The sequence below is a fragment of the Psychrosphaera haliotis genome, from assembly GCF_009728465.1.
GTDB classification, from domain to species: domain Bacteria; phylum Pseudomonadota; class Gammaproteobacteria; order Enterobacterales; family Alteromonadaceae; genus Psychrosphaera; species Psychrosphaera haliotis.
The window spans coordinates 550,716-564,949 of sequence record NZ_WOCD01000001.1 but is presented as its reverse complement, the minus strand read 5'-3'; the positions used below and the strand labels follow the sequence as shown (position 1 = coordinate 564,949).

13 protein-coding genes are annotated in these 14,234 nt (G+C 38.7%); 8 read left to right on the top strand and 5 right to left on the bottom strand.

Translation table 11 applies throughout. The features are described 5' to 3' along the window. Window positions 1-14: 14 nt before the first annotated feature. The 3 genes from GNP35_RS02470 to GNP35_RS02460 all read left to right on the top strand — a co-directional run bounded on the left by GNP35_RS02470 (window position 15) and on the right by GNP35_RS02460 (window position 2,811). A complete protein-coding gene (locus tag GNP35_RS02470) occupies window positions 15-1,478 on the top strand; it encodes a DUF2779 domain-containing protein (protein WP_155694207.1) in 1,464 nt (487 codons plus the stop codon). Between the two features lie 155 nt (window positions 1,479-1,633). Beyond that, a complete protein-coding gene (locus GNP35_RS02465; RefSeq protein ID WP_155694205.1) occupies window positions 1,634-2,032 on the top strand; it encodes a hypothetical protein in 399 nt (132 codons plus the stop codon). 74 nt (window positions 2,033-2,106) lie between these two features. Then, window positions 2,107-2,811 (top strand): LEM-3-like GIY-YIG domain-containing protein, encoded by a 705-nt coding sequence (locus tag GNP35_RS02460; protein WP_155694203.1) that lies wholly within the window; start codon window positions 2,107-2,109, stop codon window positions 2,809-2,811. Window positions 2,812-2,879: 68 nt separating this feature from the next. Here GNP35_RS02460 and GNP35_RS02455 read toward each other — a convergent pair whose 3' ends face one another. From GNP35_RS02455 to GNP35_RS02445, 3 genes are read right to left on the bottom strand one after another with little or no spacing between them, the layout of a single operon-like run. Further along, window positions 2,880-3,620, bottom strand: coding sequence for a hypothetical protein (locus tag GNP35_RS02455; protein WP_155694201.1), 741 nt, complete (start codon window positions 3,618-3,620; stop codon window positions 2,880-2,882). 44 nt (window positions 3,621-3,664) lie between these two features. After that, complete coding sequence (locus GNP35_RS02450; RefSeq protein WP_155694199.1) at window positions 3,665-4,648, bottom strand: helix-turn-helix transcriptional regulator; 984 nt, start codon at window positions 4,646-4,648, stop codon at window positions 3,665-3,667. 10 nt (window positions 4,649-4,658) lie between these two features. Further along, window positions 4,659-5,027 (bottom strand): hypothetical protein, encoded by a 369-nt coding sequence (locus GNP35_RS02445; RefSeq protein WP_155694198.1) that lies wholly within the window; start codon window positions 5,025-5,027, stop codon window positions 4,659-4,661. A 104-nt stretch (window positions 5,028-5,131) separates the two neighbouring features. Here GNP35_RS02445 and GNP35_RS02440 point away from each other — a divergent pair, with 104 nt between their 5' ends. Both GNP35_RS02440 and GNP35_RS02435 read left to right on the top strand, forming a co-directional pair. After that, window positions 5,132-5,581 carry a hypothetical protein gene (locus GNP35_RS02440; protein ID WP_155694196.1) on the top strand — a complete coding sequence of 150 codons (450 nt, stop codon included), beginning with the start codon at window positions 5,132-5,134 and terminating at the stop codon, window positions 5,579-5,581. Window positions 5,582-5,782: 201 nt separating this feature from the next. Then, the gene (locus GNP35_RS02435) at window positions 5,783-6,214 is read left to right on the top strand and encodes a hypothetical protein (RefSeq protein ID WP_155694194.1); all 432 of its coding nucleotides are present in this window, start codon (window positions 5,783-5,785) and stop codon (window positions 6,212-6,214) included. A 37-nt stretch (window positions 6,215-6,251) separates the two neighbouring features. Here the strand turns inward: GNP35_RS02435 and GNP35_RS02430 are convergent, their stop codons facing one another. Further along, window positions 6,252-6,671, bottom strand: a complete 420-nt coding sequence (locus GNP35_RS02430; RefSeq protein WP_155694192.1) for a VF530 family protein — start codon at window positions 6,669-6,671, stop codon at window positions 6,252-6,254. Window positions 6,672-6,802: 131 nt separating this feature from the next. On the opposite strand from GNP35_RS02430, the gene GNP35_RS02425 reads away from it, so the two are divergent. Further along, a complete protein-coding gene (locus tag GNP35_RS02425) occupies window positions 6,803-7,090 on the top strand; it encodes a MazG nucleotide pyrophosphohydrolase domain-containing protein (RefSeq protein WP_155694190.1) in 288 nt (95 codons plus the stop codon). A 98-nt stretch (window positions 7,091-7,188) separates the two neighbouring features. Here GNP35_RS02425 and GNP35_RS02420 read toward each other — a convergent pair whose 3' ends face one another. Further along, on the bottom strand, window positions 7,189-9,141 hold the full coding sequence (locus GNP35_RS02420) for a BCCT family transporter (RefSeq protein WP_330997696.1): 1,953 nt from the start codon (window positions 9,139-9,141) through the stop codon (window positions 7,189-7,191). 212 nt (window positions 9,142-9,353) lie between these two features. Between GNP35_RS02420 and GNP35_RS02415 the strand changes: the two genes are divergently transcribed. Both GNP35_RS02415 and GNP35_RS02410 read left to right on the top strand, forming a co-directional pair. Then, window positions 9,354-12,008 carry a TonB-dependent receptor gene (locus GNP35_RS02415; protein WP_155694186.1) on the top strand — a complete coding sequence of 885 codons (2,655 nt, stop codon included), beginning with the start codon at window positions 9,354-9,356 and terminating at the stop codon, window positions 12,006-12,008. A 115-nt stretch (window positions 12,009-12,123) separates the two neighbouring features. Continuing rightward, window positions 12,124-14,169, top strand: a complete 2,046-nt coding sequence (locus GNP35_RS02410) for a sulfotransferase (protein ID WP_155694184.1) — start codon at window positions 12,124-12,126, stop codon at window positions 14,167-14,169. Window positions 14,170-14,234: the final 65 nt, after the last annotated feature.

Sequence of the window (14,234 nt, the reverse complement as noted above, 5' to 3'; positions counted from 1 at the left end):
TTGAGGCATCGCTAATGTTAAGCAAATCGCAAATCATGCGTGGCTTACAATGTGAGAAGTCATTGTGGTTAAAATCGCATAAGCCAGAAGAGCGTCAACTACCTAACAAGGTGGAAGGACGATTTGAACAGGGCACTTCAATTGGTGAGCTCGCTCAACAACTCTTTCCTGGTGGAGCGTTAGTTGAATTTCATCGCAATAAATTGGAATCGATGTGCTCGCAGACCCAATCGCTAATTGAGCAAGGTGAACACACAATTTATGAGGCGACATTTAAAGGAAATGGAATTTTTGCGAGTGTCGATATCTTACATAAAGACGCTAGAGGCTGGCACATATACGAAGTTAAAGGCTCAACTAAAGTCAAAGGCGTTTATATTCAAGATGCTACTTGTCAGTATTTGACAGTCAAAAAACGCTTAGATATTGCAAGTATTAATATCATTTACGTTAACAACAAGTATATTCGGGCAGGTGATTTAGATATCAAACAACTCTTTTGTATTAAGGACATCACCGTGGACGTGCAAGAATCAGAGCAAAATTTGATCCCTCAAATTGCCCAATTGCAAGATACAAAAAATCAACCAGAAGAGCCTTCTATTGATATCGGTTTGCATTGTTCAAATCCATACCCTTGTGACTTCTCAAAATACTGTCGACGCCACTTACCTAAACCGAATGTATTTAATCTTTATCGCCTAAAAAAAGCGAAAAAATACCAGTATTATCAAAATGGCCTGGTCACATATCAGCAGGCCCAAGCGCACATAAAGCTCAATAAAACTCAAAAGTTACAAGTTAATACCTATTTGGAGCAAACCACGCACGTTGATCCCAATAAAGTTCAAGCCTTTGTGAGCAAAGTTGAGTTTCCGATTAGTTATTTTGATTTTGAAACGTTTAACGAAGCAATCCCTCGATTTGATGGACAGCGGCCCTATCAACAAATGCCGTTTCAATATTCATTGCATATTGAAGAACAATGCGGTGAGTTGAGTCACAACGAGTTTTTAGCCGACGAATATTATGATCCTCGAAAAGCGATAGCTGAAGCGATGCTTGCAGATCTGCCAGCTACGGGCTCAATTATGGCCTTTAATCAATCCTTCGAAATTAGTCGCATTAAAGAGTTGGCGCAATATTTACCAGAGCACAAAGACAACTTGTTGGCGTTAATTCCTCGTTTTGTTGATTTAATAGAGCCCTTTAGAAAACTTGGTTTTTATCATCCTGATTTTCATGGTTCATTTTCTATCAAAGCGATTTTACCAGCTATGTTCCCAAATGACGTGGAATTGGATTATAAGCAATTAGACATTCAAAATGGTGGCATGGCGATGGATACCTTTGCTAACTTGCCTCGCTTAAAAAACTCAGTGAACCGTGATCAAATCAGGCATGCCTTGCTAGAGTATTGCAAGTTGGATACGTGGGCGATGGTGAAGATTTTCGACAAATTGCGTCGAATAAAATGAGGTAGATATTATTAACACTTTTAAACTAACAATAAAGCCTGCAACTGCTTTTACTTAGATTATTGCATTATGGAGAAATCAATGAGTGAATTAGAAAAATTGAGTCTATTACTAATCGTATTGAGGAATTATATACAGAAATAGACAGTGAGTTGGTGAAATATGACGACTTTGATTTTCCAGAAGAGAGTCTTATTAATAAATTAAACAGTGAGCGAAAGTCTCTGACAATGGAGCGAGCACTGCTTTGGCGCAAGTTGAAGTCAAATGGCGAAATCCCTTATACGAATCAAGAAGTAATCATAGATAAACTTAACGAAGCCTTCCCCAATGCTAAGAGTGGTGAGCGAGTAGAACTTTTGGGTGATTCCTTCATCAAAAGATTTCAACCAATTGAGCTAAATAAAACAGGAAAAAAGGTAAAGAAATATTGGCCATATTGGTTAAGACTTCATGATGGTGGAAGGATTGATGAGAATTGGAAAGTTAACATTCACCAGATGTGGCCAGATATGTTTTTAATAAAGGCTGATAGAAACAAGGCTTTCAAGTAATAACTGGTTTATTCTGTACAGTAATTTACTCACTTTTGCCATCTTAGTTGGCGTTAAGTACATTTGGAGAAGGCGTGTTTTCACAATCAGTTATAGAGCAACTTGGATTTTATGTTTATTACTTACAAGACCCTCATAATGGAGATGTTTTTTATGTTGGTAAGGGGACAGGCAATAGGGTGTTTAACCACTTAGATTGTGCTATTGATTCTGATGGGAAAACGGAAAAGCTAGATAGAATAAGAGATATTATTTCATCAGGGTTAACTGTCAAGCATTACGTTCTACACCATGGTTTAAGTGAAAAGTCAGCATTTGAGGTGGAAGCATCAATTTTGGATTTTATCGGCATGGGTAATTTATCAAACCAGCAAGGTGGGCATTATTCTAGTGACTATGGAATTAAAACTGCTGAAGAAATTAATGCTATGTACAACGCAGAAACCTTTAAAACGGATATACCGCTCATACTAATCAATATTAATAAACGCTATTACAGAGAAATTACAGAAAATAAACTTTATGATGCAACAAGAAAGTCATGGGTAATAGGTGAAAGAAAAAATCAGGCTAAGTTTGTTGTCGCTACATATCGCGGTTTGACCAGAGAAGTGTACAAAATTCACGAGTGGTTCCCCGTAGAAATAGAAGGTAAAACTCGCTGGGGCTTTAATGGTGTGCTGGCAAATGAAGTGCTAAGAAATGAATTAATGTATAAATTAATTTCCTCTTTCTTTTCAAAAGGAGCTGTAAACCCAATCAAGTATCTAAATTGCTAAGGAGGGCTAACTCAGATTAGATCTGACAATTCTGCACCATTCAATTGGCCTATTCCATGGTTAGCCATCTATTGGGATCGCTTTTTATTCCAGCAATTTTCTATTAGTTTTAAAATTAACGCTTTATCTAGTGTTCGCCTATTCGGGTGTTCAACTCGGATTGCACTAATTGCTGGAAAGTCTTCAAGACTGACCTCTGCTATTAAATTAAGCGTCTCATTTGCAGGTTTTCCATCTTGTAAATAGAGTAGGGGGGCAAATGAAGTCTTGTCACCGAATATGTGCCGAATATAGCTGTCTCGTTTACCAGTAGTAAATATAATTAAGTCAGGTTTTAATATCTCTACCTCTTCTCTGATAACATTGAAATACTCACGCTCAAGCACTCTTATTGACTTGTGTGGCTTACCTTTACGAGCCTCATTATTTCCAATCTTTGAAATATTGTTCCAAAGAAATTCAACGTCTTTCTTCGGGGCGAGGTTTTCCGCAAAGAAATTGAAGTTCTTGTTGCCCCAAAAAGCTCTTTTTTGCCGCTTTTTCCCTCCTTCACTGAGTCTGTTGAAGTATCGGTAGTATCGATCCATTAGTTGCTCTACGGATGCTTGATATGAATTAAATTCCTCATGCCACCCATCAGTTTCTTGGCCAAATATAATGACTTTTAATCTCGCATTTTCATATTGTTCATTTACTTTTATTAGTAATGGTTGGGCTGCAGGGGATACGGCTTTGTCTTGAACTCTTTCAGTAACCAAAGGCCATTTATTTGAATATAGGTTTTGGAGTTGTTCATTCATTTTAGACATAAAAGTTAACCTTCTTTTTATACACATTATGATTAAAATTTTAGTTACTGATTCAGCGCCACGCCATCCAGCGCTTTTTTAATCACGCGTTCTTTTAACACTGAGGGGCCGATAATTTTTATATTTTGAAGTTGGCTCAATAACCAGTTTTCTAACTCGACGGTATGCATCACCGACATAGTGGCTTTGCTCCAAGTTTCATCGAGCTCTTCAATGACTTGCGTTTCATCAAACACACTCTCTTCGAGCAGTTGTTTTACATAGCCTTTGGCGTGAAATTCAACGTCGATTTTTTGTTTCGATAGTGTCACTGCAGTCGCTTGATCATCTACATACTTGCTCATGTTGATACTGTCAGAAAAAGTCTCATCGGATAATTCTGAATCATTAATGCGATGGACGAGTATGTTCCTGACATTTTCGAAGCCTTCATATATACAAGCCAATACCATCTTTTTATCTCTGATCACGACCCCAAGTGGTTTTATCTTGTAGGTTTTAGGTTTGTTCGCATATTTGATCTGCAAAACACGTTTTTGCATTAATGCGGCATAGACATTGTCGATTATAGTTTGATTGATCTCATTAAGTGTCGGTGTAAATGACGGTGGCATTGTTTGCACTAAACTTGGCCAATTTTTTGTATCGGGATCACGCCTGAGTACATCGTCGGATTTCTTGAACAATGCATTCAACTTTTCAAAGCTCGTGCTTGGCAGGAATAATTTTAAGTGCTGCTGAACCAGCTTTAAAGACAACGCTTCTTCTGCACTCAGAGCCGGAATAAATTGAAAGCTTGAGTCAAAAGAAAATGACCATTTATATCCATCAGGTGAGTCGCCAAAGGTTAATCCCACTACTTCGGTTAAAGCCATTAAATCACGTTCAACGGTCCGCTTTGATACACCAGCGTCAATGGTATTTAAGTGAGTGCATACGTCTTTAGAATGAATAAACCTGGGATAAACGGGCACCACTTTTAACATTTCTAAAATTCGGTGGAGCGTGGAAATTGTTTTTGCTGGCATGTTGTTTCCTTTAATAACCTGTATCACTAAATACGCGATAATGAGGATCGGCTTTCCATAAAACTAGGCAGTCGGTGATTTCGAAATATGCTTTGATTTTTTGCTTGTTTTCCGCACTGAATAAAGATTTATCCATATAGATAATGGCACGGCGACTTTGTTGGGAAAAAACGACACGGCCACGAGGATATTCTTGATATTCACTTGCACGCAGCTCTTTATAGTCGGGTAAATATAATTGGTGAGATTCCCATTCGGTGATGTGTTGAAATGGGCTGTCGATGAGTCCCATTGAATCAGCGGCAAGTGCTGAACTCTTTATGGATCTTGCAATAAGTTTCTGCTGGTAAAACCAAAAAATACCGACTTTGATAATCAACTTCCTATTCTGATGAATCTATTAATGCAATTAGATTACGTTTTCTTGCGACATATTGTGTCGCCAGCCTGATTAAAGTACATGAAAAAAAGGAGGCTGTGAAGATGATTAATATGACAGGTGCAAGGTTTAGCCGAGGTAATGAAAACGAAACGTCTGAGTTTGCAATAGTTCGTATTCAGCAATTGCTTAAACAATTTGATTCGGTGGTTACTGATCAAAGCTTTACCATGGAATACAGTAGAGAAGTAAGTCTATGCCTGGATAACGCGACAGAAAGTAATTCAAACTCTATTTTAAACTGTTGTAGCAACAAACTGGTTACATGTGCTCAAAGCAAAACCAAGCGCGATTTAACGCTCAATTACGACTATAGCCAGTGGGATATTTCAGACGAGCAGTATTCTAAGTTTAAGTCATCAGGCTTCTTTGACTTGATACTCTCTCTATTCAATGACGTAATGGACTTGTATATATTAGCCATAAATTTAGATGAAGCTGAAAAGCGTATTCACCTTAAGTATTCGTTGGTTGTTAATAAAGGTAAACCATAATCGATTTGCGTAGCTTTGTTGTTAATAGGAAGCATTAGTTTGATATTCTGTGGTTTTCGATCGGGTATAATAAGGCAGGAGTCTTTTATAATCAGTTTCTCTCTGGCCCAATAGAAGATTAGCAGCCATCCACATATTTATTGCCCAATAAAAACCAGCTAGTTAAACTAACTAAACATACTTTCAGAAAATCGAAATATAATGTTGAATCAATTTGAGTTGATACCGCACGGCGAGTATCCAGGTTTAGGTCCAGTATTTGACGTGGTAGTTGATGGCGAATCTTTGTTGTCAAAAGTCACGGAGTTTGAACTGCGTTACAGTGATTCTATTAATGGTAGTTATGTCCCAGGCCTCAATACTGTAGGTTTAAATCGGTCAATGTTAGAAACGCCGGGCAGGATTTTTCCGTTAGTATGTGACTGCGGTGAATGGCAATGTTGGGTACTAAGCGTGGAAGTAAGTTTTTGTGAAGACTTTGTATACTGGAACCAATGGAGCAACCCAAACCGAGACGATAAATCAAAAAAAGCCGATGGTTTGTATTGGAGGTACAAAGAATTTCCTGCGTTAGTGTTTGATAAAAATGACTATCTTAGAAAAGTACAGGCAGCTATTGAACTGCTTACATAAATTGATACAAGCAGTTCAAACCAAAGGGAGTAAACTTCTATACGCCCCAAGGGTTAAAGTCAGTTGAACGTTTCTGACGAATCGCTCTGGCCGCATTTTTCTTTTGCTTGTTATATTCTACACGCTCTGCGTCTTCTAAGCTCAACTCACGAGGCGCTCTCGGCTTATCTGTTAATGGTACGATACGGTCGCGAGGTGGCTTGTCGTACTCTGAATCATCAGGCTTTGGTAAGTTTTTAAGTTTATATAAATAAAACGCCTCTAACTTTTCTCGCGCCCATTCAGTCTTCTTTAAGAACTTGATGCTCGATTCAATCGTTGGTCTGTTTTTAAAACACGCAAGTTTGAGGTAAGCAAAAAGAATTTCAAACCCGTAATGTTCTACTAACTCTGTAACGACCTGCTCAAGGCTGGTTCCATGTAATGGATTATTTTGATAAATTTCTTCTGTGCTCATTATGATGTACCTGTAACTCTTTGAACTAAAACGATGTGTGCAATCAAACCAGCTTGAGCACACCTTAATGCGGCTTATTATAACATAGCAAAGCTCGTTAAAAACGATCCAACTTTTTATAAGGCAATAAAATGAACATTAATGACATGGCAAAACGCAATTATGATTGGGTCGAGAAAATGGGCTGGCACAATAACAAGTCGGTTTTAGAAGCCTTAGCGTTAATATCTTCAGAGGTTGGAGAAGCCGTTAATGAATGCAGAGGCGAAAAACCAACCGCTGCGTTTGGTGAAGAGCTGGCGGATATAGTGCTTAGAGTAATGGACTTAGCTCATTGGCAGGGTGTTGATTTAGAAAAAGAGCTGTTAGCTAAAATGGATAAAAATGAACAACGAGGTTCAAGAGGGCGATTAAAATAAACGTGAATTTTACGTTAAGCTAATCCGAACCATAACCGTGTAATTTTTAAATAGGACACGATTATGGCCCGGCTCAGAGAAGTGTTTCGCGTGGTTATTTAACGAAGCAAATGTAAAAAGTGCAAATGCTTGTGGTATTGGTCAATAATATTATTGATCACAGCCGCTTGTGACCAACCCATAATATCGTAATCTTGCCCACCTTCTACTAAGTGAACTTCTGCTCGATAATACGTTTGTTCGTCATCATCATCGTCACTCACAAAATCAGGTTGAGAATACTTTCTAGCCACTACCTGATAAATGAAACGTTGTTCATCACCGTGTTCAACAATCAAGCTTAAGCCTTTTTCGTCAGAAATAGTGACTTCAATGTGTTTCTCTTTTAACTCTTTTTCCACCATTAAAAAGGCTGGAGCAACGGTATCTTTAATAAACTTGTTAACATTCAGCTTATTTGGAAAAGCGACAATGTTACTTAATCTTGCTTGCCAGTCATCGGTGTGCTCACTGCTTGAACGTGGCATTTCGGTTGCTAGGTAACTTTCTTGCTTAAATGCCTCTACTCGCAAGGCTTTAATTAATCCTAATATTGCTAATAACAATACAACAGCAAAAGGTAAAGCACTTGCTATGGTCATGGTTTGAAGGGCGCTTAAGCCACCAACCAATAACAAAATCGCGGCCACAATGCCTATGCCAACAGCCCAGTACATACGTTGCCATAATGGAGTGTCGTTTTTGCCGTGAGAACAAAGCATATCAACAACCATGGCACCTGAGTCACAAGACGTAACAAAGAAGATAATGATCATCAACACACTAAAAAAGGATAAAACTTGTGTTAGCGGGAAGTTATCTAAAAATACAAAGAGTGCGACGGAGGAGTCTTTACTGATCATTTCACCGAGCTCAACAACACCTTGGTTGTAGACGAGATCAATGGCACTGTTACCAAAAATCGTCATCCAAAATAATGTGAATACCGTTGGAATTAACATAACGCCTAATATGAATTCACGAATAGTACGACCACGTGAAATTCGGGCGATAAACAAACCCACAAATGGTGCCCATGCTAACCACCAACCCCAATAGAAAATTGTCCAGCCACCAATCCAGTTGGTTTTTTTATACGCAAAGAGGTTAAAGGTATTGTGGATAATGTCAGAAAGGTAAGCGCCTACATTCTGTAAATAGGCTTTAAGTAAAAAGACCGTTGGGCCTAACAAAAAGATAAGTAGTAATAAGGTAATAGCTAAAATCATATTAGCTTCTGAGAGTCGCCTTATGCCTTTATCTAAGCCTGTAGCAACTGAGATTACCGCTAAGGCAGTAATAAAACACATGATCAATATTTGGTTAGTAGTCGAAACGTCAATGCCAAATAAATAACCAAAACCTGAGTTTACTTGAGAAGCACCTAAACCAAGCGATGTAGCAACACCAAAGACAGTACCTACTACGGCAAAAACATCCACCGCATGCCCTGGCCATTTATAAATTTTGTCACCTATTAAAGGATAAAGAGCTGACCTTAAGGTTAAAGGTAAGTTATGTCGGTAACTGAAGTAAGCCAATACTAACGCAACCACGGCATAAATAGCCCAAGCATGAAAACCCCAATGGAAGAAGGTCATTTTCATTGCCTCTTTAACGGCTTCAATTGAACCTTTGTCTGCTGTAGGCGGCGCTAAATAATGCATAAGTGGCTCGGCAACACCAAAAAACATTAAGCCAATGCCCATGCCCGCGGCAAACAACATAGATAGCCAAGTTTTTAAAGAGTAGTCCGGAGTTGCATGATCAGGACCTAAGCGAATATCCCCATATTTAGATAAGCCTAAAAAAGAGACAAAAAAGAAAATAAAGGCAACGGTTAAAACATAAAACCAACTGCCGTTATCTACAATTGAAGATTGCACAACGGAGAACAAAGATTGCGCTTGGTCAGGTAATAACGCGGTAAATAAGAGTAACGCTATGATTATTGACGATGCACCAAAAAATACATTTTTATTCAAGTGACTCTGAGACGACTGACTCAAGATGTTCCCCTTCCATTAATTTGTATAGATAGTATATTAATCATATAGATATCTGCAATCGCTCACCTCTACTAATATCTCTTTAAATAAAATTGTTATATTTATTAAGACTTTGAAAAGAATTAAAAGTTAGCCTATAGTCATATAACTTAGTACACATCTAATTTGAACACTAAAAATAATTACAAACTGATCCAAACTCAAGGGATACTAAAATGAAACTAACAAAACTGCATTGTGCTGTATTAACAGCGTTTGCTACCTCAGGATACGCAAGTGCTGAGGAAATTGAACCGCAAGACAAAGCAAAGATAGAAGTCATTAATGTCACCGCAACTAAACGAACCGAGTCGATACAAGACGTTCCTGTCACTGTTACCGCAATTTCTGGAGAAAGTTTAGAAAAACTGGGAGTGGCGAGTTTTGATGAGTATGTAGAGTTTTTGCCAAACGTTGTATTCCAAGGCACAGGCCCTGGGCAAAATGAAATTTATATCCGTGGTGCTGCAACAACACAAACCAGCATTGCCGTTTCTTCAGTTCAAGCATTACAACCTTCCGTTGCATTTTATTTAGATGAACAGCCAGTTTCAATGCAAGGTCGTAACTTAGACATTTATGCCACCGACGTTGAGCGTGTAGAAGTATTGCCAGGCCCACAAGGTACATTATTTGGAGCAAGTTCACAGTCAGGTACGGTGCGCCTTATTACTAAAAAGCCAAGTCATGATGGTTTTGAAGCTGGTTTTGATACTAGTTTTAGAAGCACAAAAGGCGGCGATATTAGTAACTCGGTAGAGGCTTATTTTAATATGTCTTTGCGTGATGACTTAGCAGTGAGAGTGGTTGCTTTTAATGACTTTCAAGGTGGCTGGATTGATAACATCCTAAATGTACCTGGAGAGGGCGGTTATATAGGTAGTGCGGAAGTTATTAGCCGCATTTCAAATGACGCTTTAACCAACCCAGGAAGTGTTCCAGTTATTTCGCCTAAAAACGATACGCTAGTTGAAGACAACACTAATACAGCAAACTATGCTGGCACCAGAATTGGACTTTCATACCTTATTAATGACGACTGGGACCTGTTAGTTCAGCATACGCAGCAGTCATTGGATACGGAAGGGGTATTTGCGTACGACCCAAATCTTGAAGGTGAATCATCAACAAATAGATTTGTACCAGAGAACAATAATGATGACTTTGGTTTAACCACTTGGACGTTAGAAGGTCGACTAGAGCACTTAGATTTAGTGTATACAGGCGGCTATTTAGATAGAGAAATTAACTCAACAATCGATTATACCGGTTACACCAATGGTGGCTCATTTGCAGCTTACTATGCGTGTAACTATGCCGGGGCACCAGAAACTCAAATCTGTGTAGACCCAACTAAGTTTTACAAAGAAGAAACTGACACTTCACGTGTTACCCACGAATTGCGCTTTAATACCACAGGTGACAATGATTGGCGCGTAACGGCTGGTGTATTTTACGACTCACAGGAAGTATCAACGGTTGGCCTATTTCAATTAGGTAATACAGACCTACCGTATTTCACTGACCTACAGAAAGAGTTAAAAGGTACAGATGGCATAAATAGCGATGGTGGTCCTTTCTCATCTGAAATTAGCTTTGTGAATGATATTACTCATACCATTGATCAGATTGCATTTTTTGGACAGTTTGAATACGACATTTCAGATACAGTGACGGCAAGTTTTGGAGCTCGCTGGTACGAGATTGAAGATAAATTTAAAGGTGCTACGACTACAGTTGACGTAAGTGGCCGACTACAAGCCTACGGTGATGGAAGTGACGCAGCCTTAACTGAATTTTTTGGCGCAGCTGAAGCTGAAGCAATTCAAGCGGCAATTGCCAATGGTCAACTCGATACGAGCCTGTTAGATAGTGACGGGACGCTGACGGTTGATGACACCATTATAAAGGCGTCGGTAGATTGGAAAGTGAATAAAGACGTACTCTTGTTTGCTTCTTACTCAGAAGGTTTTAGACCACCGGTTACCAACCGTGTTGGTGGAGGGTTAGCTAAAAATCAGCAAGGCGCCTTTGACGGTTTCCGTATACCTGTTTATTCCACAACCGACAGTTTGGACAACTTTGAAGTTGGTTTTAAATCAACATTACTAGATCAAAACCTAAGGTTAAATGCAACGGCATATTACTCAGACATTTCGGATCTGCAAACCTCTCGATTTGACCCAACTAATATTAGCTTCTTAGTATTTACTGACAACGTTGGTGACGCTGAAATTAGAGGTATTGATGGTGACTTCAGCTATGTCGCTACTGACAATTTAGTATTATCAGGCGCCTTTAGTTTAATTGACAGTGAATTAACTTCTGTAAATCCAGAGCTTGATGGCATTGCTCCACCGGTTGGTAGTCAATTGCCTTACTCAGCTGAACTTTCTGGTAACTTGCAAGCTCAGTACTACTTTGAACTTGATGGCGACTTAACGGGCTTTGTAAACGGTTCTGTTAGCTATACAGGTGATAGATACACAGGCATGACAATGGATGCATATGTATTAGAAGATGCAACAAACCTTGTTTATGGCACCGGCTCTGGTTTAGATATTAAACGCGAAGCTGATTTGTTCACAGGTGTGAATTACACAGATAGCAATGGTAATGCTTTTGCTGGTGGTCGTTATGTTCAAGACAGCTATGTATTAGCCAATATCGCCATAGGTGTGACTAATGATGCCTGGAAAGCTGAATTCTTTATTAATAACATAACGGACGAAAGTGCGATATTGTATGTTGATACTCAGCAGTTTACGCCAAAAGTTGTTACGAACCGCCCTATGACCGTTGGGTTTAGGTTCTCGTACGACTTCTATTGATAAATTAAGATTGTCATTTGTGGCATAAGGAAGCCGCTAGAGATTATTCTTTAGCGGTTTTTTTTCGGTTAACAAATTGTTTTATGAAGAATAAAAGTGTTGAAAGGGAAGTGTCTTGAATATAAAAAGCAAAACATCAGAGAGTGCCGTTAGTATTTCCGATGCCAGTTTTGAAGAGCAAACAAGAGCAATTCAAAAGTTGATTCAAACCGCTGACTTTAATCAGGCTATTGCAGTTTCTGACTCCTACTTAGAGCAAGTTAAAAGTACGGCTCACAAAGTTGAAATACTGTATTTAAAAGCGGTCGCTTGCCGTTACAAAAAAGATAATGAGCATGCTCACAAGACTCTGCAACAGTTAATAAAACTTGCTGATAATCATCCGCGCAGTTATCAAGAGCAAGGTTATCTATACCTCGCTGATCAAAAAGCAGATCTTGCCAAGTTTAGCTTTGAAAAAGCGGTAAAGTTAAATCCTAGTTTAGTGGCAAGCTGGCAGGAGTTAATTGAGCTATATCGTAAATCTAATGATGCAGAATATGTGCAACATGCCGCAAATCAATTAGCAAAACTCAAGTCTTTGCCACCTGCGTTGCTCGCTGTTACAGAGTTCATGAATGATGGTAAATTAATTAAAGCAGAACAAATTTGTCGCCAGTTTTTACAGAATAACAAACGAAATGTTGACGGTATGTGTTTGTTAGCGGAAATAGGCATTGAGCTAAAAATATATGATGACGCAGAGTTTTTACTGACGACAGCGTTGGAGCTTGAACCCGAACATATTCATGCACGGTCACTATTTTTGAATTTAAGTTTAAAGCTTGGTAAGTACAAAAAAGCGCAAGAGTTAGTCTTGAAACTGCTAGCTCAACAACCTGAAAATGTTAGTTTTATGGTGGCCAAGGCGAATGTTTTAGCAGGGTTAGGTCAAGTTAATGAAGCAATAGCGTTATTTGATAATGTAATCACCGTGGGACATAAAAACCCTGAGTTTTATTTACAGCATGGGCATGCGTTAAAAGCGAGCGGCAATATTACGGCTGCTGTTGAGGCCTATCAAAATGCTTATAAAATAAACCCTAAGTTTGGTGATGCATATTGGAGTTTAGCTAATACTAAAACCTACCGCTTTAGTGACACTGAAGTTACCCAAATGGAGAAGCACGTTGGGTTAACTGACCAGCTTTTGCAAGATAAAATTCAAATGTTATTTGCGTTTGGTAAAGCCAAAGAGGATAACAAAGAGTTTGCAGAAGCATTTGAAGCCTATAGATCTGGGAACGCACTTCAAAAGCAATATAGTGGTTTCAACATAGAAAATGTAGAACGACAGATAGACCACCAAATTAAGTATTGTGACTCGGCACTGTTTGAGAAGCGAAGTCATGTTGGTAACCCCTGTAAAGATCCCATTTTTATTGTTGGTTTACCAAGAGCTGGCTCAACGTTATTAGAACAAATTTTAGCCTCCCACAGCCAAGTGGATGGCACCATGGAGTTGCATCAAATTTTAGGCTTAGCGTCAAAGCTGCGAGGCCGGGCTAAAGTGGATAATAGCGCACAGCAACAAGAATTAGATGAAGACGTATATCCAAGAAATTTGCATAAGTTAGAAGACACTTACTTTCAGCGCTTTGGAGAGCAATTTATAGAAGAAACAAAAGTGTACCGTGAAAGTGCACCTTTATTTATCGATAAAATGCCAAATAACTTTTTACACCTTGGTTTGATTAAACTCATATTACCAAACGCCAAAATTATAGATGCGAGACGTTCGCCAATGGCCTGTTGTTTTAGTGGCTTTAAACAGTTATTTGCCGAAGGGCAGGAGTTTAGTTACGACTTAGAAGATATAGGTCGTTATTACAATGGCTACTTAAAGTTGATGGCTCATTGGAAAGCGGTTCTGCCTGATTTTATTTTAACGGTGAATCATGAAGATGTTGTTGATGACTTAGAGAAAGAAGTAAGGCGTTTATTAGACTTTTGTGGATTAGAATTTGAACCCGCTTGTTTAGAGTTTCATAAAACGAAACGAAATATAAAAACTCCGAGTTCAGAACAAGTAAGACAGCCAATTTATAAAAGTGCGACAGAGCAATGGCGTTACTTTGAACCTTATCTGTCAGACTTAAAACGTGTTTTAGATATTGACTAGATAATAAAAAGCCACTCTAACAAGTATTAGAGTGGCCTTGGTAAAATCAACCTTCAATAAACGTC

Bases quoted from the DNA above. Each gene is read 5' to 3' on its own strand.
- GNP35_RS02435 (WP_155694194.1), top strand. From the start codon at position 5,783: ATGTTGAATCAATTTGAGTTGATACCGCACGGCGAGTATCCAGGTTTA.
- GNP35_RS02415 (WP_155694186.1), top strand. From the start codon at position 9,354: ATGAAACTAACAAAACTGCATTGTGCTGTATTAACAGCGTTTGCTACC.
- GNP35_RS02425 (WP_155694190.1), top strand. From the start codon at position 6,803: ATGAACATTAATGACATGGCAAAACGCAATTATGATTGGGTCGAGAAA.
- GNP35_RS02470 (WP_155694207.1), top strand. From the start codon at position 15: ATGTTAAGCAAATCGCAAATCATGCGTGGCTTACAATGTGAGAAGTCA.
- GNP35_RS02450 (WP_155694199.1), bottom strand. From the start codon at position 4,648: ATGCCAGCAAAAACAATTTCCACGCTCCACCGAATTTTAGAAATGTTA.
- GNP35_RS02455 (WP_155694201.1), bottom strand. From the start codon at position 3,620: ATGTCTAAAATGAATGAACAACTCCAAAACCTATATTCAAATAAATGG.
- GNP35_RS02430 (WP_155694192.1), bottom strand. From the start codon at position 6,671: ATGAGCACAGAAGAAATTTATCAAAATAATCCATTACATGGAACCAGC.
- GNP35_RS02440 (WP_155694196.1), top strand. From the start codon at position 5,132: ATGATTAATATGACAGGTGCAAGGTTTAGCCGAGGTAATGAAAACGAA.